The organism is Mesorhizobium sp. M0816 (genome assembly GCF_040320005.1).
Classification (GTDB): Bacteria; Pseudomonadota; Alphaproteobacteria; order Rhizobiales; family Rhizobiaceae; genus Mesorhizobium.
On the sequence record NZ_JAMYOT010000012.1, the window covers coordinates 113,716 to 138,727 of the forward strand.

Annotated in this window: 22 protein-coding genes and 3 pseudogenes; 10 read left to right on the top strand and 15 right to left on the bottom strand. The window is 59.8% G+C overall.

The genetic code is table 11. The annotated features are described in order from the left end of the window. Nucleotides 1–119: 119 nt before the first annotated feature. The 6 genes from NKI17_RS20100 to NKI17_RS20125 all read right to left on the bottom strand — a co-directional run bounded on the left by NKI17_RS20100 (nt 120) and on the right by NKI17_RS20125 (nt 3,755). Entirely contained in the window at nt 120–788 is a 669-nt protein-coding gene (locus NKI17_RS20100) for a response regulator transcription factor (RefSeq protein ID WP_352906697.1), read from the bottom strand. 42 nt (nt 789–830) lie between these two features. Beyond that, on the bottom strand, nt 831–1,205 hold the full coding sequence (locus tag NKI17_RS20105) for a response regulator (RefSeq protein WP_352906698.1): 375 nt from the start codon (nt 1,203–1,205) through the stop codon (nt 831–833). Between the two features lie 16 nt (nt 1,206–1,221). Then, nucleotides 1,222–2,622 (bottom strand): PAS domain-containing protein, encoded by a 1,401-nt coding sequence (locus NKI17_RS20110; RefSeq protein ID WP_352906699.1) that lies wholly within the window; start codon nt 2,620–2,622, stop codon nt 1,222–1,224. Further along, on the bottom strand, nt 2,619–2,771 hold the full coding sequence (locus NKI17_RS20115; protein ID WP_352906700.1) for a hypothetical protein: 153 nt from the start codon (nt 2,769–2,771) through the stop codon (nt 2,619–2,621). Before NKI17_RS20115 ends, NKI17_RS20110 begins: the two co-directional genes overlap by 4 nt. Nucleotides 2,772–3,066: 295 nt before the next feature. Next, nucleotides 3,067–3,270, bottom strand: a complete 204-nt coding sequence (locus NKI17_RS20120) for a heme-binding protein (protein WP_352906701.1) — start codon at nt 3,268–3,270, stop codon at nt 3,067–3,069. 338 nt (nt 3,271–3,608) lie between these two features. Beyond that, entirely contained in the window at nt 3,609–3,755 is a 147-nt protein-coding gene (locus NKI17_RS20125) for a hypothetical protein (protein ID WP_352906702.1), read from the bottom strand. A 204-nt stretch (nt 3,756–3,959) separates the two neighbouring features. On the opposite strand from NKI17_RS20125, the gene NKI17_RS20130 reads away from it, so the two are divergent. The 3 genes and pseudogenes from NKI17_RS20130 (at nt 3,960) to NKI17_RS20140 (ending at nt 5,661) form a co-directional block, all read left to right on the top strand. Then, nucleotides 3,960–4,556, top strand: coding sequence for a redoxin domain-containing protein (locus NKI17_RS20130; RefSeq protein ID WP_352906703.1), 597 nt, complete (start codon nt 3,960–3,962; stop codon nt 4,554–4,556). A gap of 95 nt (nt 4,557–4,651) precedes the next feature. Next, a pseudogene (locus NKI17_RS20135) lies at nt 4,652–5,031 on the top strand (nuclear transport factor 2 family protein). Nucleotides 5,032–5,049: 18 nt separating this feature from the next. Next, on the top strand, nt 5,050–5,661 hold the full coding sequence (locus NKI17_RS20140; RefSeq protein ID WP_352906704.1) for a DNA-3-methyladenine glycosylase: 612 nt from the start codon (nt 5,050–5,052) through the stop codon (nt 5,659–5,661). Here NKI17_RS20140 and NKI17_RS20145 read toward each other — a convergent pair. Beyond that, a complete protein-coding gene (locus NKI17_RS20145; protein ID WP_352906705.1) occupies nt 5,642–6,007 on the bottom strand; it encodes a response regulator transcription factor in 366 nt (121 codons plus the stop codon). The genes NKI17_RS20140 and NKI17_RS20145 overlap by 20 nt on opposite strands. 15 nt (nt 6,008–6,022) lie before the next feature. Further along, nucleotides 6,023–6,241, bottom strand: a complete 219-nt coding sequence (locus tag NKI17_RS20150; RefSeq protein ID WP_352906742.1) for an ATP-binding protein — start codon at nt 6,239–6,241, stop codon at nt 6,023–6,025. Here NKI17_RS20150 and NKI17_RS20155 point away from each other — a divergent pair. Beyond that, nucleotides 6,149–6,493 carry a hypothetical protein gene (locus NKI17_RS20155; protein WP_352906748.1) on the top strand — a complete coding sequence of 115 codons (345 nt, stop codon included), beginning with the start codon at nt 6,149–6,151 and terminating at the stop codon, nt 6,491–6,493. The genes NKI17_RS20150 and NKI17_RS20155 overlap by 93 nt on opposite strands. Nucleotides 6,494–6,970: 477 nt before the next feature. Here NKI17_RS20155 and NKI17_RS20160 read toward each other — a convergent pair whose 3' ends face one another. Further along, complete coding sequence (locus NKI17_RS20160) at nt 6,971–8,200, bottom strand: epoxide hydrolase family protein (protein WP_502894559.1); 1,230 nt, start codon at nt 8,198–8,200, stop codon at nt 6,971–6,973. Nucleotides 8,201–8,619: 419 nt separating this feature from the next. Here NKI17_RS20160 and NKI17_RS20165 point away from each other — a divergent pair, with 419 nt between their 5' ends. Continuing rightward, a complete protein-coding gene (locus tag NKI17_RS20165) occupies nt 8,620–9,474 on the top strand; it encodes an alpha/beta fold hydrolase (RefSeq protein ID WP_352906707.1) in 855 nt (284 codons plus the stop codon). A 359-nt stretch (nt 9,475–9,833) separates the two neighbouring features. Here NKI17_RS20165 and NKI17_RS20170 read toward each other — a convergent pair whose 3' ends face one another. Then, nucleotides 9,834–10,247: a TrbI/VirB10 family protein gene (locus NKI17_RS20170; RefSeq protein ID WP_352906708.1), complete on the bottom strand. Its 414-nt coding sequence runs from the start codon at nt 10,245–10,247 to the stop codon at nt 9,834–9,836. Between the two features lie 124 nt (nt 10,248–10,371). Here NKI17_RS20170 and NKI17_RS20175 point away from each other — a divergent pair, with 124 nt between their 5' ends. Genes NKI17_RS20175 through NKI17_RS20185 form a run of 3 tightly spaced genes read left to right on the top strand, consistent with a single transcriptional unit; the run spans nt 10,372 to nt 14,321 of the window. Beyond that, nucleotides 10,372–11,655: a substrate-binding domain-containing protein gene (locus NKI17_RS20175; RefSeq protein WP_352906709.1), complete on the top strand. Its 1,284-nt coding sequence runs from the start codon at nt 10,372–10,374 to the stop codon at nt 11,653–11,655. A gap of 60 nt (nt 11,656–11,715) precedes the next feature. Further along, entirely contained in the window at nt 11,716–13,269 is a 1,554-nt protein-coding gene (locus tag NKI17_RS20180) for a sugar ABC transporter ATP-binding protein (RefSeq protein ID WP_352906710.1), read from the top strand. Continuing rightward, nucleotides 13,266–14,321 carry an ABC transporter permease gene (locus NKI17_RS20185; protein WP_352906711.1) on the top strand — a complete coding sequence of 352 codons (1,056 nt, stop codon included), beginning with the start codon at nt 13,266–13,268 and terminating at the stop codon, nt 14,319–14,321. Before NKI17_RS20180 ends, NKI17_RS20185 begins: the two co-directional genes overlap by 4 nt. 12 nt (nt 14,322–14,333) lie before the next feature. Here the strand turns inward: NKI17_RS20185 and NKI17_RS20190 are convergent, their stop codons facing one another. The 3 genes and pseudogenes from NKI17_RS20190 to NKI17_RS20200 form a co-directional block, all read right to left on the bottom strand. Further along, nucleotides 14,334–19,886 carry a trifunctional serine/threonine-protein kinase/ATP-binding protein/sensor histidine kinase gene (locus NKI17_RS20190; RefSeq protein ID WP_352906712.1) on the bottom strand — a complete coding sequence of 1,851 codons (5,553 nt, stop codon included), beginning with the start codon at nt 19,884–19,886 and terminating at the stop codon, nt 14,334–14,336. A gap of 137 nt (nt 19,887–20,023) precedes the next feature. Next, a complete protein-coding gene (locus NKI17_RS20195; protein ID WP_352906713.1) occupies nt 20,024–20,419 on the bottom strand; it encodes a response regulator transcription factor in 396 nt (131 codons plus the stop codon). A gap of 280 nt (nt 20,420–20,699) precedes the next feature. Further along, nucleotides 20,700–20,984, bottom strand: a pseudogene (locus NKI17_RS20200) (oxidoreductase C-terminal domain-containing protein); the annotation flags it as partial. Between the two features lie 264 nt (nt 20,985–21,248). Between NKI17_RS20200 and NKI17_RS37025 the strand changes: the two are divergent. Beyond that, nucleotides 21,249–21,383 (top strand): annotated as a pseudogene (locus NKI17_RS37025) (hypothetical protein); the annotation flags it as partial. Between the two features lie 954 nt (nt 21,384–22,337). On the opposite strand, the gene NKI17_RS20210 reads toward NKI17_RS37025, so the two are convergent. Beyond that, nucleotides 22,338–22,628: a hypothetical protein gene (locus NKI17_RS20210; protein ID WP_352906715.1), complete on the bottom strand. Its 291-nt coding sequence runs from the start codon at nt 22,626–22,628 to the stop codon at nt 22,338–22,340. Between the two features lie 939 nt (nt 22,629–23,567). Here NKI17_RS20210 and NKI17_RS20215 point away from each other — a divergent pair. Then, entirely contained in the window at nt 23,568–24,092 is a 525-nt protein-coding gene (locus NKI17_RS20215) for a helix-turn-helix transcriptional regulator (RefSeq protein ID WP_352779582.1), read from the top strand. A gap of 459 nt (nt 24,093–24,551) precedes the next feature. On the opposite strand, the gene NKI17_RS20220 is transcribed toward NKI17_RS20215, so the two are convergent. After that, nucleotides 24,552–24,956 carry an SOS response-associated peptidase family protein gene (locus NKI17_RS20220; protein ID WP_352906716.1) on the bottom strand — a complete coding sequence of 135 codons (405 nt, stop codon included), beginning with the start codon at nt 24,954–24,956 and terminating at the stop codon, nt 24,552–24,554. Nucleotides 24,957–25,012 lie beyond the last annotated feature (56 nt).

Genomic DNA, 25,012 nt, shown 5'->3' on the forward strand with positions numbered 1-25,012 from the left:
TCCCAAATTCGAGGGTACCCAAATCGTCCGAACACAGCTGCAACGCAGATGATATTAGCAAATGGCGGCTCGATCCTCGTGACCGGAGCAGCCGGCGACATCGGTGCTATCGGCCGCCACTACTCAGCGATGCGGAGTCGGGCCGCCATGTTCACCAGTTCGGCCAGCGAGCGGGCCTGCATCTTGCGCATAGCCTGGCCACGATGTGCCTTGACTGTGATTTCGCTGATGCCAAGCTCAAAGCCGACCTGCTTGTTCAAGAGACCAGAGACGACCAGCGTCATAACCTCCTGCTCGCGACGGCTGAGCGATGCATGACGATGCCTGAGGGTCTGCAACTCAGAGTCCAGAGCAAGTGCGGTCTCACTTCTTTCGAGTGCCAGCTTGATCGCACCCAAAAGTTCCTCGTCGTCGAATGGTTTGGTCAGAAACTCGACAGCCCCAGCTTTCATCGCCTTAACCGTCATCGGTACGTCGCCGTAGCCGGTTATGAAGATGATGGGCATGTCGGTACGCTCGACGGATATCAGCTTCTGCAGGTCCAGCCCACTCAGATCAGGAAGATTCACGTCCAGGATCAGACAGTTCGCAACCAGCGGACGTGACCGGTCGAGAAATTCTTTTGCTGAAGCGAACGTCTCTGGTCGCCAGCCCACAGAGCAGATGAGTAGTTCCAACGATTCGCGTATCGAAACGTCGTCGTCTACAATGAACACGACAGGTGTTTCGTGCGACATGGATGACGATTTTACCCCACCGTCCAGTTGAACCGCTAGATACGAGTACATCGCAAATTATCCTCCTAAGATGGCATTAACAATCCACCGGGTTCAAGGACCACGGAGCGCCGAACTAAGCGCTTCCTGAAGGACCTGATCGCTGAATGGCTTGAACAAACACTCCACTGCCCCCTGTTCGATGAGACGCTGCCGGATCGTGCTATCCCTTTGCGCGGTGATATAGATGATCGGAATCCCCTTTCCGCGGCGCGCTAGCTCCACTTGCAACTCGGGTCCCGTCATATCAGGCATGGCAACATCGAGAATGAGGCTCTTAGTCTTATCGACGGCGTCAGACGCGAGGAACTCCTCCGCTGAAGAGAATGTGTTCACGCTAAAGCCGAACTCCTGCAACAAATCTGGTAGGGACTCGCGTACCGATTTATCGTCATCGACCACCGACACGAGTGCATGCGTAAGCTTCATCTAACCCCCACTGATCTTAGAGAATCGCCGACACCGTGCTTAGATTCACATTCTCTGCCGATGATCGGTACTTGGAGTACTCGGGTACGGAAAACGTAAATGTAGCCCCCGGGCCGTCATTCGCTGCCGCCCACAGGCGCCCGGTTTCGGTCTGCCTAAGCGCAGCTTCGATCAGGGAACGCTCGATAGCGATGCTGGCGATCTGCGTGGCGTGCGCAATGATATCCTGGTGGTGCGGCGACGGGGCCGCTGGCTTTCGTTGAACGATGCAGAAGGTGGCTAACACCCGCCCTTCTTTGGAACAGACCGGCGTGCTCCAGACCGACCTATATCCGTGCCGCAGAACATGGGACCGAACAGGCGAGGTATACCAGCGTGGATTTAATTCGATGTCCACCGCGACCACCTGTATCTTTTGAAGAGCCGCTATGCCACATGGCAACAGCTCGCCGCTAACAGGCATCCCCGCAATCGGGTCGCTGTAGGCAGAAGGCAGAGAAGGAGCCACGGCATATTCAAATGTCGAGCTGATCCAATCGATCATGTGAACATCACAAAAGCAATCAGGGGCAGCCCCTTCAATAAGTTCGCACAACGCGCTTAGAACGTCGCGGAGCAAGCTGCCTGACGCGATCATCTCCAGCAGCTGTTTTTCGCCCGCGAGGAAAGCTTCCGCCTGCTTCCGACCCTCAATATCGTGGCTCATACCGCACCAGCGGATTACTTTACCGGCTTCGTCGTGGAGCGGCACGCGACGGGCAATGTGCCAGCGATACGTACCATCGACCGCTCGCACTCGGTACTCATGTTCGAACGGTTCTCCTGTCGTGACACATGCGCGCCATTTGCTCTCTTCGAGTTCGATGTCCTCTGGGTGGATTGCGCCCCTCCAGCCGCCATTCGTCACATCCGCAGCAGAGAGCCCCGTGAACTCGCCCCCCCGCTTGTTGATAGGAATTCGCGAGCCGTCGGCGTAATAGGCCGCAACCAGCGCCGGTATGCCGTCGATCGTCCGTTGTAGCTCGCCCTCAGCTTCGACGGCCTTGTCCTCAGTCCGCTTCCGCTCATCGATGTCAATGTTCACCCCATACCATTTGACGATGTTGCCCGATTCATCCCGCAACGGGTTAGCGCGGTTAAGAAACCACCGATAACTTCCATCAAATCGGCGCAATCTCGCTTCGGTTTCCCCGGCTTTACCCGAGGCTATGATTGTCTGCCATATGGTGATCAGCCCATCCAGGTCGTCAGTATGGACCACAGCCGTCCAGCCACAGCCCCTCGCCTGCTCGGCGGAGAGGCCGGTGTAGTCTAGATAGTGCTGGTTCAGAAACTCAGTGGGGCCGTCTGGCCGAGCTGACCATGCCATCGCAGGAATGGTATCGACGATGCGTTTGAAATTGTGCTGGCTTGTCACGAGGGCTTCTTCGCTTTTGCACAGTGCTTCTTCTGTTCTGTGGCGCTCACGCCAAAGGCCTCATCGTCGCCGTTGAAAAAAGCACAGGCATGCGCCCCTTCGCCGAGTTCAGATCCAGCGAAGGAAACGGATGCGGCGGTTTTCTTCATGGCCGTTGTCGCCTAACAGAACGCGTCTGCGTCCTGAGAGAACATGCCCCCGGACAACACGAACGTCTATTATGCCTTGGTGTTGATTTTGGTGACGGAGATCGACATGCGCGATGGGAAAAAACGAATTCAAACGCTTCAAGGCAATGATAGCAATATCTGCGATCAACGGTCGCTCCATGTCTCCACTAACGCGACTTTCTCGTCCTCCATGCCTGTGCGCTCGCGAAGGCCACCACCTTTTTGCTCCAACTCGACTAATCCTGCATCGACCAAGACGGACGTGTGGGGATCCTCAGAGCGCCGCCTCGAGAATGGCCACATCCTCTTCAACCGTGCCACCACTTACCCCAACGCCGCCAATCACCTCACCCTCGCTGGTAAGCGGAGCTCCCCCTGCCATCGCACAAAATCTCCCCTGGGACATCAGCGGGAAGAGCGGCTGTCCAGGTGCCTCGATGCGGCCGGCAATATTTTTCGCGAAGGATAGCAAATCCATGTTCTTGCCCTTTCTTAGGAGGAGTGCAGTGAATCGTTCCAGGTCTAAATGTCAGCGACCGAGTTGCCCTACATGGAATCCCAGGCCATCTTCCACGTCTCCCGGGCTATGAAACCCTTGCTTGAAAAACGCCTTTAGCCTTTCCTGAGCGGCCGGCCGAACGATCGATGCCGCATGCATCCCACCCGGCCGCGATTTCGACATCCGGCGGTAAGCTGGCGTTCACAAGGCGTTTCGTGTTCGCGATCGCCCACTTGTCGAACGACGCAATACGGGTCGCGAGCGTATCGACAAACTCGTCGAGTTGGCGCGCGCGTCAGGCGCACGAGTATGTCGGGTCAGCCCTCCAGTCCCGTAGGACCTTGAGGTAGGCTGGTCAGGTCCTCGAGCTTGGCGACGAAATCGCTGTGGTTGAGGAAGAACCCATCGACAGCACTCTCTATGACCAACACCCTGACTTGATCGGCGGCCTCGAGGGCCGTCATGCCTCGCCGAATTCCCGAACGAATTGCGGCCCCATTACATTCAGCGGGATTGAGAGGCTACGCGTCGTTGCTACCGCCATTGCCATCCAATGGTATTGGCAACACCATCGTATAAATAGATTTAAGACCCCTCCTGCATTTGTATAGCTCTGCCGATCAGGTTACCGGCTTGAGTTTTATGACTTGCAATCAGTGAGGGCTATTATGCGGTCCGATATTGTTCCCGGGTCTGTTTTTCCGAACTATGAGCTCTCGGATCATACAGCCGCGCGGCGAACGCTTTCCGAGTTGCAGGGAGGGGATCCCCTGGTCCTCGTTCTCGGTAGGGGTGGGTATTGTCCCAGGGACCGCCGGCAGGCTGAAGGGCTTGCCCAGCTCCATCGTGAAATGGAAGTGGGTTATTGCCGGCTTGTCACCATTACGACAGACAATCTTCTGGAGACGAACGAGTATCGTTCTGGCGTGGGCGCCCATTGGCCTTTTCTCTCGGACCCGCGGCGCGTTGTGCAGCAGGACCTCGATATCGCCGAGTACACGGATCCCGCGCACAACCCCATGATCCCTTACGTTATCGTCATGGAGCCGGGCCTTATCGTCTACAAGGTCTACAATGGGTATTGGTTTTTCGAGCGACCCACCGTGGAGGAACTGCGGCAGGACATGCGAGCGGTGACCATGAAATGCCGGCCGGACTGGGACATCACCACGCCGGAACTCAGGGCTGCGTGGCAGACGGGTCGTAAGGAGCTTTTCTATCCTTACGGAAAGACGCGCGCTCAAACACTTCGCGAACAGGAATGAATTCGAAGATTGTCGGTGCGCGAGACCGGGCTGGCAAGGTGACGAGCTTTAGTCGCTGTACGAGGTTTTGGCCTGGGGAGGTTAGAAGATTTAATATGGAAGACCGGGAGATACGAGCGGCTCTGGATCGCCACTGGGCTGCCTCCGATGCGAATGATTTCGAGAGGAGCACCAGATTTATCGGGAGGACGCGGTGCTCGACTATCCGCAATCGGGCGAGCGTATCCGCGGGCGGCGGAAGATTCAGTCGTCTCGCGCCGCACAGCCGAACCGAAAGCGCTTCACGGTGCGGCGGATCATCGGCGCCGGCGACCTCTGGGTCACCGAATATGTCCTGGCCTATGACGGGCTGCCCTCCCACACCGTGAGCATCATGGAGTTCCTCGATGGCAAGGTGGCCCGCGAGACCCAGTATTTCGCCGATCCGTTCGAGCCGGGGCTTTCGCGCGCGCAATGGGTCGAGCGGATACCCTGAAACCTGGCCGCCATAAGGATGGTCATCCGCCGCCCAATCGCCCGCTCGGAGCTGCCGAACGATACGGCCGCTCTCGCCCGCTATCTCATTGGCAAGGTGGTGGTGCTGGAATTGCCGGAAGGCGTCGCCAGCGGCCGCATTGTCGAGACCGAGGCCTATGTTGTCGGCGACGCCGCCGGACATGGCTACCGGGGGATGACCCCGCGCAATCGTTCGCTGTTTCTCGAGCGCGGCCACGCCTATGTCTATCTCGCCTACGACATGTCCACCATGCTGAATGTCTCGAGCGAGATGCAAGGGATCGGAACCGGCGTCCTGATCCGGGCGCTCGAGCCGCTCGAAGGCATCCCGATCATGCGGCTCAATCGCGGCATCGAGCGCTTGCGCGATCTGGTGCGAGTACCGGGACGGCTCGCCACGGCCTTGCGGATTGATCGTTCGCCGACGGGCTCGATCTTTGCCGGGAAGGCCCTCTATGGCTCGCATGCGATGACCACGAACCCGGCGAAATCGGGCAGCATCAGGATCGGCATTTCGCGGGATGCGGACCGACTCCTACGGTTCTATGTCAGGCAGAGTCCGTTCGTCAGCGGTCGAGGATCGCAACCCGTCAGCGGAGAACAGCTTTGAAGGCATCAAGCAACGCAGTATCCGTGAACGGTTTTAGGAGACATTCGATTGTCCCACTCTGACGCAGACGCCCACAGACCTGTTCATCTCCATGGGCTGTAATGAAAACGATCGGAATCTGCCGACCCTGTTGCGCCAGCTCGCGTTGAAGTTCGATCCCGGACATACCAGGCATTGCGATGTCAAGGACCAAGCATTTGGCTTGATCGATCAGTTTCGAAGCCAGGAATTCTTCTGCCGAGGAGAATGCCTCGGCTTCATGGCCGAACATGCTGATTAGGTCCGGAAGCGACTCGCGAATGGACTCATCATCGTCGATTACAGCGATATATGCTCGTCGTATCATTATGCATTTCCAGTACTATCCGCGAAACTTTGGCGGGGCATGATCAAAATTGTTGGCCGATACCCCACAATCAGGGAGGGAACGGAGAAAGCAGGCCTTAGAGCCTGGGCCGTCGTTACCCTCGGCCCAAACGCGGCCCTGATGATTCTCGATTATAGTCTTGCTGACAGAAAGACCTATGCCCATTTCATTGCTTTTGGTCGTATAGAACGGGCCAAAGAGTTCCTCGGCCATAATCAGATCAAACCCGCTGAGGCAGCGCTGAAGCCATTTGTTCTCAGAAAGGAGAACCTCGGGCTTCATGATCAGCTTGCAGTTCGCTGCGAGAGCGCTTTTTATCGGTGCGGCGTTGAAACAATCTTTGAAGAGACTCTTGAGCCGGCGCGAAGAAAGGATTTTGCATCAAGGATGCCGACCTCACCGACGCATGGGTCGGCGCCGGGAGCGTGCGAAGCTTCAACTCGTCAAGGCGCTGCGCTGATATGACGTTGATCCCGTCAGTATCCCAATGGTTACCAGGGTGACCATGACGACATAGACCGGCCATCTGAACCACTCGATGGTCGCGGTCGAAGCGATTCTTTATTGATGGCATGAGGATACACACACGCTAGGCACTCGATCCAGTCGAGCGCCCTCAAGCAGCATAGGCTGCGCTGACGTAGCCACCTAACTCCCTCCAAGCCCGTGGGGTTTAATGTCGCAGCAATGGACGGTGCCCGCTCCCATCCCGAAAATCCATAGCACCTTGGTATCGGTCTAAGGGTTTTTTCCGTTAACGTCGGTCGTTGGGCGGAGGCAAGGCCCCGATTTTCGCCGGAGATTTCAAAAATAAAGCGTCCGCGCGTGACGATCATCGACGATGACATCATGAAGGAGAAGCGGCAGCCCACCTACGGCGGGCGTGCGGGCGTGCAGACCCGCCCTGAGCTGGGGGCGCGGGCAGGTCTGCACTGGCAGGGGTCAGGCGCTATGCAGCGACCTGAACGCGGCCCTGAGCTCGTTGGTGAAAACCTGCGGCTGTTCCCAGGCCGCGAAATGACCGCCTTTCGGGAGCCGGTTGTAGTGGATCAGCTTGGGATAGGCCTTCTCGGTCCAGCTCCGCGGAGCCGTGTAGATCTCGTCCGGGAACGCACTCACGGCGGTGGGGAGCGGCACGCCTTTCGGCGCGAAGAAGGGCAGCTTGCTTTCCCAGTAGAGGCGCGCCGACGAGACCGCAGTGTTGGTCAGCCAGTAGAGCGCGATGTTGTCGACGACGTCTTCCTTGGACAGACCCTCGGACTTTCCGTCAAAGACACGGGCGATCAGGTCGTAGCTGCGTGCATCGTGGTCGAGCATCCAGGCTGCGAGGCCGATAGGTGAATCGGCCAGCGCGTACAGCGTCTGCGGCCGATTCGCCATCTCCTGGGCGTAGGCCAACCCATGCTTCCAAAAGAAGTCGAGTTGATCCCAGGCATAGCGTTCGTCGGCCGACAGACCGGAGGGCGCAGGGCCGCCCGCCGCGAGCGCACTCGAGACCTTATCCGGCAAGGTGGCCGGCATATTCGTGTGGATGCCGATCAGGCCCGGCAGCGTCTGCAGCGCCATCTGCTCGGTGACGGCATTCCCCCAATCGCCGCCCTGCGCCACATATCGCGTGTACCCCAGGCGCGTCATCAGTTCGCCCCAGGCTCGCGCGATCCGGATTGGATCCCAGCCGGCCGCCGTCGGCTTCCCTGAGAAGCCGTGTCCCGGCAGCGAGGGGATGACAAGGTCAAAGGCGTCGGCGGCGCTGCCCCCGTGGACCGTCGGATCGGTCAGGGGACCGATGATCTTCAACTGCTCGATGATCGAGCCGGGCCATCCATGGGTGACGATGGCCGGCAGCGCGTTCGCATGCTTCGAGCGAATGTGGATGAAGTGGATATCCAGCCCGTCGATCTCGGTAACGAACTGCGGCAAGCCGTTCAGGTAGGCCTCGCATTTGCGCCAGTCGTATTCGGTCTGCCAATAATGCGCGAGCGCCCGCATCGTCGCGAGCCGAACGCCTTGGGTGGTGTCGTTCACCGTCTCGCGCTCGGGCCAGCGCGTGGCTTTGAGACGCTGCTTGAGGTCGACGAGATCCGCTTCCGCAACGTGGATACGGAACGGGCGGATGGCGGCAGATCCGCCACTCGTCGAAATGGCCCCGGCGAGACTCACCGAGGTAATCATTGCAATGGCGCCTGCGGCGGATGCCGCGAGGACTTCCCGGCGGGTGGACACCGAAGATATTGGTGACATCTGTACCTCCTCATAACCTGGTCAAAGCTGCTCGCGTCGAGACAGCATCAATCCATGAGGCCAGTAAGTGCCGGTCGGCTCTATTGGACGTTGGTATCGCCGATACCTTGGTACGCTCCCGCGTCAAGCGCATCTCACCGCAACGCCGAGGCTCCGCCACGTGACCTCGGGGCTGATGCCTGAGGCGCTTGCGGCAGGACAGCGCCAAGGGCGGGCGCACCCACGCCGTCCTCATCGGTACAAAAGTATCGGCGATACCTGCGTCCAAATGGATTTTGCGGGCAGCGCGGGTCTGATCACGGTGAATCCATACTTCGACGGTGACGTCGATCTTCCGAAAGGGACTCGCCATGGGCAAACTAATCAAAGCAGCGGCCCTGGCTGGGGCGATGAGCCCGGAGACCTTGGCGTCGGCGCAGACCGGCAACATCAAGCCGACCATCGTGCTGGTCCACGGGACCGCCTGGGACGGCCAAATGCTCCTCCTCGCACAGAACGGTTTCCGGGTGGTTGCGCACGACCGACGCGGCCATGGCAGGTCCAGCCAAGCCTCGTACGACAACGAGATGGACGGCTATGCCGACGATCTCGCAGCCGTGATTGAGGCGCTGGACCTTCAGGACGCCACGTTGGTCGGACATTCGACCGGAGGAGGCGAGGTCGCTTGCTATATCGGACGGCACGGGACCAAACGGGTCGCCAAGGTTGTCCCGCCGATCATGCTCAAGACCGAGGCCAATCCGGAAGGACTGCAGATCGAGGTGTTCGACGGCATTCGGGCCGGCCTCGTCAAGGACTGGTCGCAATATTACAAGGATCTGGCCGTCGCATTTTGCGGCGCCAACCGGGGGGGCACGAACGTCTCGCAGGGCACGCTCGACGGGTTCTGGCTCAGGAGCATGCAGGCCGGCCTGCTCAACGCCTGCGAAAGCGTCAAGGCATTCTCCGGGACGGACTTTTCCCAGGATCTGAAGAAATTCGATGTCCCGACGCTGGTTCTGCACGGGGAAGACGGTCAGATCGTCCCGGTCAAGGATTCGGCGCGGAAGTCGGCGAAGCTGATCAAGGGCGCCAAGGACATCTACTACCCTGGCGCGCCTCGCGGCATCACAGCCACGCACCAGGATCAGATCAACGCCGACCTGCTCGCCTTCATCTCAAATCACGATCGCGCGTCGTCAGCAATTCCGTGGAGGAGCCAATGACCATCTTTGGCAACCTTTCGCGGACCTTGAACCGCGTGTCAGGCGGCGCGCGAGGCCAAACGTTGTGCGCTCGCATAGCCGAGCGGTCGCCTGAATGCTGGTTCTGTCCGCTTATGTCACGGATTGTAGAGCCGAACCATTGCGCCATCGAGCTGGCGCGCTGGCATAGGCGCGGAACATACACCGCGGCACGGCTGCCGTACGGATAGCCACGGCCGCTAACGACAACATATGGAGCCTATGCCGATAACTGGCAGGCTGGGGTTACGCGCCAGTCGGGATCGACCCAGGGAACCGGTTATCCCTTGAGGAAAGGGCTTTTATGGAGTTCTTGGAGGCCTCTAACTGTAGTCTGAGCGTCACGGCATCACACATTTGGCTGAGGTCTCCGAGGCACAATATTGAAGCGCAATTTGAACCATTAGTACGCGAGGCATCTTCTTCGGCGTGCCGAAGCTTACCCCGGTCGGCCGGGATGACCTCATACAACGCCGGTAGGGCTGGAGCACGAGGTCCTTCTCGACGATCACGCGGAGTGGCCAGCCGGGCCGAATGGTGAGCGTGGGTTGGATATTGAAATTCTTCTCAACTAACCGCTGGCCGGCTTCGTTCCTACTCTGCTGAGCCGATTGCTGAGGCGCCCGAACAAGATCGCTTTGGTCGCTACCGACGGTATGCTCGGTTCCGACACCGAGCAGGGTCGCGAGCACGACGCCCCTGATGAGCTGCCAAGTGTGGAAATCCACTTCGTTCTCGGAATGGTCCGTTGGCACAAAATGGGAACGAATACAGTTGAAGCTCAGGTCCAGGCTCCTGTCGAATGCTAGGTCGCCTAATCTGGTGTCAAGATCGATTCTGAATTAGAATTCAGACTGGTGTATGGGGCGGATCAAGGGCATGGAACGCACAGAGAGAAAGCACGTCAATATCGAGTTGCGTACATTCCGGTCGATCCTGTTGGTCGTTCTCGGGACGACGATTTTACCTGCGGGCGTCTCAGCCCAGAATTCGATCGTGGCCGTGGACCCCAATCTGGCGCCGTGCGGGACGTACAATGCCGCGGCGCTCGATCCGAGACCGGTTCCAAGTGCCATCGGCGGCCCGGCGATGATCGAAGCGTTGCTGCAGCAAGGCTTCCACACGCCTGCGACGATGCTGGGGGCGCCCAAGGACCTACCGGTAACCTGGTACGACCAGGTCAGGGTGACGCCTGAAGATGCCAAGCGGATTTGCGATCAGCACCTGACGGCGGTCTACATCGATTGGGCAAGCGCGCCATACAACCTGGCCATGCAAAGCGGCGCCAAGATTGTATTTGATGCCCTGGGCATCAGGCTGCTACGGATTGGAAACTACGCCTTCAATCCCAACGGATTGAGCGGCGTGCTCGCCGCCATTCTGCCGTTGCGGCCGAACATTCTGCTCACCGGTGGCGTCGCAAACCCGGCGCAGCTCGGGGCGATTTTGAAGCCCGCCGTGGATCAAGGCATTGTCATCAGCCTATGGGCTGTCGCATCGCCTAAACTCGAGATCGGGCAGAACGGTCCGATCAAATCCCTGGTCAGCTACGATTTCTACGGGCTCGGATTGCAACTCGCTGATGCCGTCCACCAGCAGTATCCAAACGGCGCCGAGCTCGGCTATATCCACTGGATCAACGACTCGCCGCCGGTTCAGGCGCGCGAGCATGGGTTTCTCGACGGATTGAAGAAATACCCCAACATCAAGATCGTGACCAACGGCGAGCCGGACCCATCGAATCCCGCGTCCGGCTTCACGAACTTTAGCTCGCCGCAGGCTTTCACGACCGCTTTCCTGACTCAGCACCCGAACGTGAATCTCTTGTTCGCCCCTTGGGAAGATCCGCCCGCACTCGGCGAGGCTGCGGCAATCCGGGCCTTGCATCTCGAAGATAAGATCAAGATCGTGACCATGGACCTGGGCGGCGATGGGATCTACCAACTCAGACACAATGGTCCTATCGTCGTGGACATGGCCCAGGATGTGTACGACGCCGGACGGGTGATGGCGCTGACGGCCGCGCTTTCGTCGATCGGCAAAAGCAACTACCAGTATGTTCTGGTTCCGACCTTCCCCGTTTTTTCGAATTCCGACATGAGTGCTGCCTGGGATTTCATGCACGGACCGGAGATGAAATGCCCGGATACAGCCTGCCAGTGAAATGCCCGCTTTTCCGAGCCAAGATGAGTTGGCCAAGAGCGTTGCGAGGGAACGAGCCCGGTGTCCGAGGCTGACGAACACGCATGCGCTCTCGAAATGGCGCATGTCGGCAAGCGCTTCGATCGGAATTGGGTTCTGGAGGATGTGAACCTCAAGGTCCGGCGCGGCAGTATCCATGCAATTGTCGGCCACAACGGCGCGGGCAAATCCACCCTGATGAAGATCGCGCTGGGCGCCGAGAGGCCGACCGCGGGTGAAGTGCGCATCGGCGGTCGAAGCTTGACCTATTCCCGTCCTGCGGAAGCGCGCGCGTTGGGGCTCGGGATGGTGATGCAGGAACGCAGCCTCATCGCGACGATGACGGGCATCGATAACATCTTTCTCAACGCCGAGCGCCAGAATGCCTTGGGCGGTGTCGACCTGCGACGTCAGCGGACCGAGATCCAGGACATGCTCGAGCAGCTCGGCATCCGGCCGTCCACCCTTCGACTGTGGGTGTCGGATATGAGCACGATTGAGCAGGAGTTGATCGAGATCGCCAAGGCGCTGCGCCTTGGCAACCGGGTTCTGGTGCTCGACGAGCCGACGGCGCCCCTGGGCAGCGATGAGATCGAAAGGCTGTTCGCGGTCTTGCGCGCCATCGCCGCCCGAGGAACGGGTATCGCGCTGATCACGCACCACCTCTCGGAGGTGTTCGCTGTCAGCGACGAAGTGACCTGCCTGCGTGAAGGAAAGGTCGTCCTGTCCTGCGCGACGAAGTCGGTGGACATGGCTGCGCTCGTCTCCGCGATGCTCGGGCGACGTTCCTTGCCGGAGGCGCATGCGCGCCGACGCGCGCCGGCGCGTCACGGGTCGAGCCAGGTCCCGACCCTGACCGTCCGCAATCTGCGCGTCGGGACAAAGCTGCGCGACATTTCGGTCGAGGCCTTCGCCGGCGAGGTTCTCGGCATCGTCGGGCCTGCGGGCAGTGGTCGCACCACCCTGCTGCGGGCTCTCTTCGGCGACCTGCGCGCCAGTGACGGCGCGCTTCGCCTGTTCGGCAGGCCGTACCGGCCCCACTCTCCTGCCGACGCGATTGCGCACGGTGTCTTTCTCGTTCCGCAGGATCGCGCGGCACACGGGCTCGTCTTGCTCGAGTCAGTTGCCGAGAACATCATCCTCGTCGCGCTGAAACGTCTGATCGACACGTTGGGATTCCTGAAGCGTGCTGAAGGCCGCCGGCAGGTGCGGCAGATGATCGACACACTCGGGATCCGGGTAAGCAGCATGCATCAGCCGGTCCAGGAATTGTCGGGTGGCAATCAGCAAAAAGTCGTTCTGGCGAAAGCCTTGACCGCCGGGTCGCAGGTCTTGCTGTTCGACGAGCCGACCTTCGGCGTGGATATCGCCGCGGCGCGCGAAATCATCACGCGGGTCCGCGGCTTGGCGGATGCGGGCGCGACCGTGCTGTGGGTCTCGTCCGACCTGCTGGAAACCACGTCCATCTCCGACCGCATCGTGATCCTGCGGGACGGGATCATCCGGGCCACCTTCACCAGCGAAGACAAGCATGCGTTCAGCGAACACTACCTCTCGGCGGCGATCCACGCAGAGCCGGACAGAGCGCGCCAGTGAGCCAGCCGGACACGCGCGAGAAGAAACTGTTGCTTCGGGCTGGCCGGCGCTTGGGCTGGGCGTTGTGGAGCGCCTCCCGCGGCCAGAGCCCGGCCATTCTGGTCGGGGCGACGCTGGTCGTTTTGGCGATCTTCTCGGTGATACTGCGCGATACCGCATTTTTGACGATGGCCAATCTGCTCGCGATCGTCCGCATCTCCACGACCACCATCGTGATGACCGTCGCGACGGTTTATGTGCTGTGCGCCGCCGAGATCGATCTGTCCATCGCCTCGATCGTTCCGGTCTCGGCGCTGATCGCCGCGGTCCTGTTGTCGCTGCACCTCCACTTCCTGCTCGCCGTCGCCGTGGCGATTTCGTTTGGGGCCTTGGTGGGACTGGTGAATGGCCTGGCCACGGTTTTCTTCGGCATACCGTCGTTCGTGGTGACGCTCGGCTCGATGGGGGTCATGCAAGGTCTGGCCCAGATTGTGACGCACACCAACACGATCTCGATCTCTGACGATCGGTTTCTGTTCTGGTTCGGTTCGGGATCGGTCGGCTCGGTCCCGATCCTCGCCTTCTGGTCGTTCGGGGTACTGGTGGTCGGCAGCGTGATCCTGTCCTACACCGGTCTCGGCAGGCGGGTGCTCGCCACCGGGGCCAATGCCGGCGCAGCGCGCTACTCCGGCATCCGCACGGAGCGCATAAAGGTCGGTGTCATGGTTGCAAGTGGCGCGGCCGGGGCACTTGCCGGCGTGCTCTATGACGGCCAGTACGCGGCCGGGGATTTCACGCTCGGCTCGGCCGATCTGCTGCCGGTCATCGCCGCCGCCGTCATCGGCGGCTGCTCGTTGTCCGGCGGCAGAGGCAGCGTCGTTGGGGCGGTGACCGCGTCGCTGCTGATCGGCATGCTGAGCAATGTACTCCTTCTTGCCGGCTTCGGCGCGCCGGAGCAGTTGATGGTCCAGGGCATCATCATTGTCGCGGCCGTCATCGCGGGCTCGCGCCGCGGTCGTGGCACGCTCTGGCGCTGGCTGGCAGCCTTGGAAAACAACCGCGATCTGGACTGAGCCGTCGTAGCATCAGGCCGCGTCAGCGGCAGATGGCGGTTGGCTGGTCGGCAGTGTGAACTGGAAGGTTGCCCCCTGGCCTGCTTCCGAGGTCACCCACAATTTCCCGCCGTGGGCTTCGATGATCGAGCGGCAGATCGAGAGCCCCAGGCCCAAACCATCGGGCTTGTTGCTGTAGAACGCGTCGAATATGCGCTCGTGATCGGAATCCTCAACGCCAATGCCGGAATCACGCACCGCCACGAGTACGTCGGTCGATTCGGCATTCGTCGTACTGATCAGGATTTCCCTTGACCCTAGGGCGGTTGTTTTCATTGCGTCTACGGCGTTCAAGATCAGATTGAGGACCACCTGTTGGAGCTGAATCCGGTCTCCGTTGACCGGAGGAAGATCTCCGGCCAATTGCGTCTGTACGCTGACTTCGTTCCTCGCCACCGCGCCCTGAGTCAGGGCGGTGACTTCCAGGATCGCCTCGTTGATGTCCAATTCTTCCTTCTGCGGCGGGGTCTTCTTGGCGAGAGCGCGGATCCGGCTCACCACCTCACCGGTCCGATGCCCGTCCCGCACCACGCGCGTCAAGGCCTTCCGAATCTCGCCCACATCCGGCGACGGACGGTCGAGCATGCGTAGAGCGGTTTGAGCGTTGATGACGATGCCGGTGATCGGCTGGTTGACCTCGTGGGCGACGGACGCCGAGAGATGCCCGAGGGTCGCGACCCGGTTCGCATGGACGAGGTCCAGCTGGATTTCGTGGTATCGCCGATCGCTCTCGCGCGCCGCTTCTTCCGCCCGCGTCCGCTCCGTCAGGTCGAGAACGAATGCTACGCCTTCGTTTCTTGGTCCATCCAGGATGGCGGCACCAATCAGCACCGGCACGCGCGCTCCGGCTTTTGTGAAAAATTCCTTCTCGTAAGGTTCGACGGCGCCCGTCGCCAGGACTCCGGCCAGCCGTCTTTCGTCACCCGCAAGCCATTCCAGGGGCGTCAACTCTTTCCAGCTCAACCGGCCGGCGGCTAAGTCTTGACGATCATGGCCGACGATGCGGAGGAATGCCTCATTGGCGTCAATGATCCGGCCGTCCACATCCCAGAAGAAGATGCCGATGATGTTGGAATCCACCAGCCGGCGAATCTTCGCCTCCCGCTCCTGAAGATCGCGGTAAAGCTGGGTGTTCTCGAGTGCGATCGCGGCCTCGGAAACCAGCAGCTTCAGAATAGCCACCGCCGCGGGCGTGAATGCTTGTTGCGCCAGGTTGTTTTCCAGGTAGAGGACGCCCAGCAGCCCGGTCTGTTTCAACAGCGGGATGCAAAGTATGGAGCGAACTCGATGCTTGCGAATATACGCGTCCTGCGCCAACAGGTTCGCGGCGGACGCATCGTTCAGCAGCACGGTATCCTTGGTTCGCAAGACATAGTGAAATACCGACTCCGGCAGGTCTTCGCCGGTCACCCGCACCTGGCGGAGTTCGACCTTCACCGCGTCACTGCTGGTCGTCGCTTCCGCTTCGATTCGGTACTCATCGTCCCGGGACACGATCAGCAGACCGCGTGTCGCGCCCGCGTATTCGAGTGCCGTACGCATGAGCGTGTCCAGCAGCTTCTCGAGCACGAGCTCGCCGGAAACCGCCTGCGACACCTTGATCACGGTCGCAAGGTCGAGCCGCTCGACCGGGGCGAGGATCGTACTCGTGCTCACGGCGTCGGAGGATGTCGATTCTTCTCTGAGCCTCGGATACAAGTGCTCAAGCTGCCGGACCTTCCCGTCTGCCCCCCACCGCTGGTAGCCGCGCCTGGCGTCCCGCAGGTACAGGTCGCCGATCTTCTGAAAGCCGCGTGCCGCGTAGAAGCGCGCGGCAAGCTCGCTCGCCAGCGCTTCGTTGTGCACAAAGCCGCCTGCGTGTGCCGATTCGATGGCGCGTTCATAGTGCCGCTCCGCATCGAGTTCGCGGCCTTCGATTCGCGCCATCTCAGCACGCAGCAAGGCGAGGCGATTTTCGAAGTTCTCGGGACCGTTCCGCGCCCATACCTCGAATTTCCGGTGGTGCGCCGCCAGCTTCTCGAGATGTGCTTCCCGCGCCTCCGCCATCCCGAGATCGCAGGCTGCGGCGTGACTGAGCGCATCATAGAAGTGGTACTCGACCGTCTCCAACAGAGACAGCGATGCCCAAAGCATCGGCTCCGCTCTGGTCGACGCATTGAGCGCGCCCTGATAGTCGCCTGACAGATAGCGCGCCTGCAGCTTGCGGATCCAGTACCAGCACTCGGGCAGCGCCAGGGCGGGATTGCGCGCCAAGTCACCTTCGAAAGCGAGTTCATTGAATCCCGCCTCATCGAACGAGCCGAACGTGTCGGTCAAGCCGCGCAGCATTCGTATCAGGCGAAGCTGGCCGGTGATCCAGCCGACGATCAGTCCGAACCGGACTCTGACCGCAAACTCCAGGCCGATTTCGGCTTCTTTCTGTGCCTCGACCAGAGGATCGCCCGCCAACAGGAAGTTGGTCGTGATCTGGCCGCAGGCATAGCCGGAATAGGTGATATCGCCGGTTCGACTTGCGATCTCGAAAGACCGGGTCAGCAGATCTCGCCCGGCGCGGACATGGTGCGTCCAGGGTATGACGAACCCGAAGGTCTCATACGTTCTCGCCTGAAAGCGCTGCAGTTCAGGTCGTTCGACGAGCTCGCAGCCAAGTCGGCCAATCCTGTATCCGGCGTCGTAGTTTCCGAAATGGGGTCCGGCCAGCATCGCAAACAATTCGTAGGCAATACACGACGCATCGCTGTTGCCATGTTGAAGGCTGAGGCTGACGGCCCTGCAGACCGCCACGGCAAACAGATGGGACGATACAAAGAAAGCAGGGACGGCGACCCTGACGAGCAGATCGAGAGTTGCCAGGGAAATCGGGTCCGTCATCAAAGGCGCATCAGTCAGCTGCTCGATCGTGCGATCACCGAGCAGAACCCAGATGCCTTGGTATTCGCTAAAGGCCTCTTCCTCGGTCGGACGTGGGGACCACTCGATGCCGACTACTTTCCGAAGCGCCTCCAGACCGACGCTCACCGCATAGTCGCTTCGGTCGATCGACATGTACAAATCCACCCGCAAGCATGCGACGGTGGCTTGCTCGATCGTCGTCGTGGCGCGGCCTGACAGCGCGCTCAGTCGCTTCTCAGCTTGGTCGACGGCTCCAGAAACAAATTCGCATTGGGCCCGCGCCAGCTCGATTGAGAAGACCAGATCGTGGCGCCGCTGCCAGCAGTCATCGGTGAGCAATGCCGCGCCGATCTCCAGATAATTGAGAGCGGAGGCGTACGCGGTTGACGTCTGTGCCCGCTTGCCGGCGATCAGGTTGAACTCCGCCAGTTGCTCGCGTTCATTGATCGACGTGATGAGAGCCGCGCCGCGGTTGAGCTGATTGACGATCTCGAAGATCGCCTCCTCGCGCCGCTCCACCGGCATCCTCGCCGCGAGCCTCCTGCCAATTCCGAGATGCGCTTCCGCGCGGGACGCTTCCGGGATCAAGGAATAGGCGGCTTCGTGAACCCGGTCGTGCACGAACTTGTAGGAGCCGTTCGAGTGAACGATAAGCTCGACACGAAGTGCCTCCCATAGATCGGCGATGACTTCGTGCTCGAGAACTGTGCGCAGCGTCGCGGCATCGGCGCTGTTTCCGACGCAGGCCAAGCCTTGGAGCGCGCGTTGAGTCTCGGTCGGAAGCCTGCTCAGCCGCGCGACCATCAGGTCGACCACGTTGTCGGTATGGCCCTTTGCTGCGATCCGATCGAGATCCCAGCGCCACGCGCTTTTGTCACGAGAGAAGGCGAGCAGGTCCTCTTCGACTAGGGCGTAGATGAATTGTATCGCAAAGAACGGGTTTCCCGCCGTCTTCTCATAGATCAGCGCCGCAAGGGGTGCGGCCGCCTTTGCTTTGCAGCGCAGCGCATCTGCGACCAACCGGGCCCAGTCTTTGCTCGCAAGGGGCCCAAGATCGATCTCCCGCACGCTGGCACCGCATTTTCGGATCGACTCGAGCTTGCGCATCAGCGGGTGGTCGCGGCCGACCTCATTGTCACGGTACGCACCGATCAACATCAAGTGGCGCACGTCGGACTGGGTGAGGAGATCTTCGATCAGATCCAGTGTTGCAAGATCGAGCCACTGCAGATCGTCGAGGAACAGAGCCAGTGGATGCTCAGGCCGTGCGAACACGTTGATGAATTGGCGAAACACCACCTGGAAGCGGGCCTTGGCTTCGTACGGCGGAAGGTCGGGGACCGGCGGCTGCTCTCCTATGATGAATTTCAGTTCGGGGACGAGATCGATCACCAGCGCTCCGTTCGATCCCAATGTCTGGTGAAACTGATCGCGCCACGTCGCCAATTCCGCTTCCGGTTTGCTCAGAAGCGGGCGTATCAGGCTCTGGAGGGCCTGCGCCAAGGTCGCGTAGGGGATATCGCGCTTGTACTGGTCGAATTTGCCCGTGGCAAAGAGGCCGCGCGGCAAGACCAGGATCTTGTGCAATTCGTTGATCACGGAAGACTTGCCGATGCCGGCATAGCCGGAAACGAGCAACAGCTCCGAGGTTCCCTCCCTCGCAATCCGATCGAAGGACCTGAGCAGAGTTTCTACCTCGGTTTCGCGACCATAGAGTTTTTCCGGGACGACGAGCTGATCGGATGTGTCGCGTTCGCCAAGTGGAAAGGCGGCGATGGCACGCCGCGCCTCCCACTCGACCAGGCACCGCCGAAAATCACTCTCGAGGCCCGCTGCCGTCTGGTAGCGTTCCTCGGGGACTTTGGCGAGCAGCTTCATCAGAATTGCGGAGATCTGATTGGGGGTCGCGATTCCGCGCTCGTTTGGCGACGCCGGCGTGCGCGCGAGGTGACAGTGCACCCATCCCATCGGGTCGGTCGCGGCAAATGGGAGGCTTCCCGTGAGCGCTTCGTAGAGCACAATGCCAAGCGAATAGATGTCGCTCCGAGAGTCGATTGAACGGTTCATGCGTCCGGTCTGCTCTGGCGCCATGTAGGCGAGTGTGCCGGCGATGAACTCGGGGGGCTCAGGCGACTGACGTTCGCGTCGCAGCCGAGAGGCGATTCCAAAACCCGTCAGCCAGGCTTTACCGATTGTGAGATCGACGACGATGTTCGACGGCTTGATGTCCTTATGAATAAGGCCGTGCTCGTGCAGGCCGCGAAGCGCGACCGAAGTTGCGATGGCGAGGCCCAGAAACTTGCCGACTTCCATCGGTACCCCAAGGGCGCGATCAAGCGGCTCGCCGCCGGGGAATTCGAGCGTCAGCGCAGTGCGACCCGACTTGTGGAGGAGCTTCAGAGGGCGCAATGCCCAAGCGCTGTCGAGGTAGTCCTTTAGTCCGTATTCATGTGCGAGAATATCGCCGCTGCGAGAGGCTGCCGGCTCCGACCCCGCTTGCGCAGAATGCCGTGGGTGTTGCTGGCTGCCCTCGTCGGCGTAGCACGTTCTGCAGAAGACGCGCTCACCGTCCTCCCATAGCACTTCGAGGGGAAGATGCTTTTCAGAGCCGTTGAAACCGGAATAGGTGCTCAATTTCTGGGTTTCCCGCGGCTGATCCTCCCAGCCAGCCTGCTTTGCTCGTTGTCCTTAGTCAGCGGCCTGGACAACTTGCCACAGGGAATGCGGCGCCGATACCCTTAAGTCTCCTGTTGGCCAGATCGGCGGCTGGCTCAGTCGTGTTGTTCTTCCTCCGCTGTGCCCAAGGCGACGCGGAGACACCCCAATAGGACTTCATCGTCAAACGGCTTTGTCAGATAGCAAACGACGCCGTCCCCCGGGCTTCGCACGCGCGTCTCGTCATCTGGGTAGGCCGTAATGAGAATCGTTGGAATGGCATAGCCCGAGCCAACCAGACGACGATACAACTCCACTCCAGTGATCTTCGGCATGTTGATGTCGGCGATCAAGCAAGACGTATTCTTGATGGCAGAGGACGAGAGGAAAGCGCTGGCGGACGGGAATGACTGCGCCCTAAATCCCAAGGACCGCATTAGAGCCTCCGTAGCCTCTCGCACCGACACGTCGTCATCCACAATCGAAATTAACGGCGTTGCCTGTTCCGACATCCAGCGATCTTCCGACGTCCATCCAGCGATCTTCCGACGTCCATGTGTCGCATCCCATCAAATGCTGCCGTCTTGCATGAAGGTCTGCAGCCATCGTCACCAAATCGTCGAGAAGCATGTCCGATGCGGACCAATGCCAGTCTCCATACCCTCGCTTCCATTCGCCCAAGCTTGAGTGCCCCGGGGTGGGAGCGTCAATTATACGTTGGTATTGGTACGCCCTAGGCCGAGCTGCTGCAAAACGACGCGAATGGGTGCAACCCGATTTGACATCGGGCAGTTAGGGGACCTCATAACGCTCCATCGCGAGCTCGGCGCGAAGGTTCTCGGCATCACGGAATATTGAGGCGACAGCCATTACTCGGCCATCCTTCTTGTACCGCAATAGGCAATCCCTCGCTTTGATATCGCCGTCGATTTCTATCTCGTCCCAATCTTCGGCATGGCCGATGTAATTGATCGGCACGTCGTAATGCTGGCTCCAGAAGAACGGCACGGCGACGAACGGCTCATAGGATCCCAGCATGTTGCGAGCCGCGGTCTGCCCTTGACGCTGGGCCACGATCGGCTCAGATTCCCGATCTCGACGGCGAAGGCCAGCAGCGGAAAGGCAGTGCTGCGGCATTGATCATCGCTGTGCAGCGCCATAACGGCGAGCGTCGAAGGTGCTCCGCGCAACGGGATCAGCATCCCGTCAGGTCGGTGGGCGGCGTCATGCTGGCAGCGCTGCGAGCATGCCTGAATGGATGAGCCCAGCGGCCTTGACCATGCCGGCGGCGAGCGCGGCGCCGGTGCCCTCCCCAGCGGCAGCCCGTTTTCCCCGGTCGAGCTCGACGGCCGGCAACTCGTCCCAAACCAGGGCAACAATTCCTGGACCACCTCTTCAGCGCGCTCTGCGAGCGTCCGATTGATCTTGTTGATCTCGCGTTTCAGTTGCGCAACCTGCTTCTCCAAGGCTTCCTGAGCTTCGCGCTGCGTCTCCGTCGGCAAAGACCGGGCGAGCGCCTGGGAATTGTGCAAGGGTTTCACATGAGGCGAAACCGAGAAGACATACTGGACGATGACCCGATAACCTTGAAAAAGGCCGCAAGGAAGGCGCGTCAACACTCTACGTACGATTCCTGGCTGCCCGTCGTCACGGCGCATATGCGACGTTCCGTTAGCCGCCGATCGCGTTCCTATCCACGACAATCGCGTGGTGGTACATTCGGTTGATTTGGCGAATGTTTTTTGTCGTCAACTCACCGGGAAACCGGGGAGGTGGTCATGAGAATTATTATCACTCTAGCATGCGTCGCCCTTCTTGCAGGTTGCACAACGGCAGGCCCCCCAGGGCCCCAAGGGCCTGTCGGTCCACAAGGTCTTCCCGGCAAGCAGGGACCTAAAGGTGCAATGGGGGCTGAGGGTCCGGCGGGGAAGGACGGCGTCGGCGGTTGGGAAATCACCCAGTATTCAAGCGCGAGTGATACAAGCCCAGACAAATCCGCACAGGCTTGGTGTCCCAAGCCAAAAGTCGTCATAGGTGGCGGTGCCAGCGCGTCAAATTCAAATGCTCTAATTTCTAGGAGCTTGCCGGTTACTTCCCCAGCTCCAGGGTGGGTAGCACAAGCGCATGTAGCCGCTACGTCCCCAACAGCTTGGACGCTGACAGCATACGCCATTTGCGCGCTTGTCAAATAGTCGGCGCTTGGCCGGGCCGGTGAACTTTGCGTTGTCGCGTCTTGGAGACACAAACGGCGTTCTAGTCTTCATCCCAAAAATCCTGCAGCGAGGCGTGCCGAAGGTCTTCCTCGTCCCGGAGGTGCTTCACGCGGACCTTGATGCCCGCTTGCGAAGGCCATAGTTGAGACGGTTGAAAGGCTGAGCCGGTGCCCACCGCGTTGACCCTAGCGGCTCGCTCCATCCCGTGCGCGGCCCTTCAATCCAGCCCAACGCCCCGGCATATGTCACGCTCTGACGGCCGTATCTGATGCAGAACCTCCGGCCACACTTCGTCGAGCCCATCCTGTGCCGGCTCCACCATAGTTTCAGACGTCACCTCGTCGCCTGGCACGTCATGCGTCTCGGCGTCGTCGGGATTGGCGTCTCGCGGGTTAAGATAACCCTGCGCGCCTTCCGTACGCGTTTGGCCGGTGGTGTCGCGGATCTCTTGCAGCACGGCAAGCGCTGCGGCTGGATCTTCTTTGGCCGGCCAGTGCACCGCACGCATGCCGCCGCGGAAACGAGTGTTGTCATTGTCGGCACGCCGGGCGCCGGTGAATTCCCCAGGTTTGAATTCCGGCTGCCAGGCCGGGTAGTCCCATGATGCGATGCGCGGAGCGGGTAAAGAATAAATCCGAAGGGAGGCGGGCGACCACCCCTATGCCACCTTTCTTTCTCGCCATCTCGCTCGTTATTAATCTTGCCCTTTCGTGGGAGGGCTGTGTGGTGTTGGAAACAGGTGAGCAGCAATATTATCGGCAGCTTGGCGGCATGAAGAAATCTTAAAAAATGCACTCCGAGATACGTTTCTGGATGTGAAGCTAACGACAATCTTCAATTTGATTCGTATAGAATCGGGTGTTGTGAACGCGTAGTTGAGGAGCCCCCGAAATGAACGCAAAGCTCAAAAGTGAAGCCCGTCGCAAGGTAATTCTTCATGGACACCTTAATAACGAACCGTTGAAAGATATTGCGACCAAGATCGGATGCTCACTCGCGAGTTTAAGAGTCAGCGCTAGTAAACTCGGTTGCACTCGAACCCCGACGGAGGCGGCGGAATTCGGCGTGGCTTTCATATGCCGGAACACAAACGGGAAGATTACAACCAGTTGATGATCTCTGGACGGTATAAATCTCGCGATTGCGGCGCAAATTCTGGGAATCTTAACAGTGTAATCATCAGTATGTCGAGTTAGGTTATTGCGGACGGATACTATCACTTGAAGACTTTCTGCAGATCACGAGTAGCTTTATTGGGTAGGGGTATAAAATGACTCTGATGGATAGACATAGTGATCCTGCTTCGGGTAGCCGATACATTGCGACAACGAGCAAGTATAACCATGAGGCGCATACGACGCGGCCCTCTTATGTTTTTCCTCCAGATCCTGCATCGGGCGCAGGGGTCGGGGAGCCAAGAGCACGCAGCCTGGAATCCATAACCGGCATGCTTGATCGCATCGGCTGCGGCTATCTCGTGCTGAACCGCGAGAGGAAAGTGCTCGAATGGAACGCAGCCGCTCAAACCACGCTGGAGCGCCAGGGAGAAGTGGCCGATACGGCCAGCGGTCTTTCGGTGGCTTTGAGGCGGCTGCTCGCGAATGTTCCGGCCCATTTCCTGCCGGGCTCATTATCGTGGGTGGTGATCCGCAGCAACGGCGACAGGCCGGTGATATTGAACGAGAACGGGTTTGTCGCTCCTGACGGAACGAGCATTGTGGCGTTACTGGATCGCGAGAACAGGTCGGGGCCAAATCCTCAGACACTGCAAAAGATGTTTGGCTTGACGAGCGCGGAGACGCACTTGGCGTTGCGCTTGGCTCAGGGCGATGCGCCGCTGGAGATCGCCCGCAGTTGGCGCCTCAGCCGCACCACGATCCGCTCCCAGCTTGCCTCGCTGTTCGCCAAGACCGAAACGAAACGTCAGGCGGAACTGGTGGCTCTTCTTGGGCGCATTTCAGTCTTGCCATAAGGGCCGTCGTTTGGATCCATCTCAGCAGACAGCCAATCCCGAAACGCTTTGATTTTCCGTTGGGCGATGGCGCGGGGCGGGCAGCAGGAGCATGAATCTCGAAAAAGAGAGTCACTGGCAGGCACCAAAGCCGCAATGGCGTCTACGGACAAGCACACAGGCAGGTGGTTGATAGCTACTGCTGTGCTTGGGGTCGGCTACTTCGTAGCCTCGGCCGCTTGTTCTTGACGTAGTCCAAAGCCTGGACGTGCGTCCCGTCGACATCTGTGACGAGCACAAGTTTCGGCGAGAATGCGCTGGTGCCGTCGGTGCCGACGACCTTGACTATCGTCCGCTTTCCGGGCGGATGGCATCGAATTGGGTGGAAAGGGCGATCATGTCGTTTTGTATTTTCTCTCCTCAGATTGAACCGCCGGTTGTCACGTTGCGATTATGCTTTTGCCTGCCTGTCTGTGCCCCTCATAATGGCCAAAGAACCGGATTCAGAAGCATGCTCACACGTAACACGAGAGAAAATAAATCTTCCACATGGTCATCAGCTCTTCTGGAAACGGCTTGAATGTTCCGGGTCGGGGTCGTCAGCCAGGTCATGTAGTCTTCGGGCGTCAGAATCACCGGCATACGGATGTGGATCGTCGCCATGAGCGGATTCGGCTCACAGGTCAGCAGAGTGAAGGTGCGGATGTTGTCGCCGGTAGCGGGGTCGCGCCTCCCAGAGCGCCGCCAAGGGCGAACGGCTCGCCCGACTTCATCGCGATGGCATAGGGCTGTTTGTTCTTGCCCGTGCCGGAAGATGTCCTTCCATTCAAAGAAGCCGTCGATCGGCATCAGCGCGCGGCGTGACTGATAGGCGGCTTTGAACATGCCGTTGGTCTTTACGGTCTCGCTCTTGGCGTTGATCGAAGGTGCTGCGCTTCAAG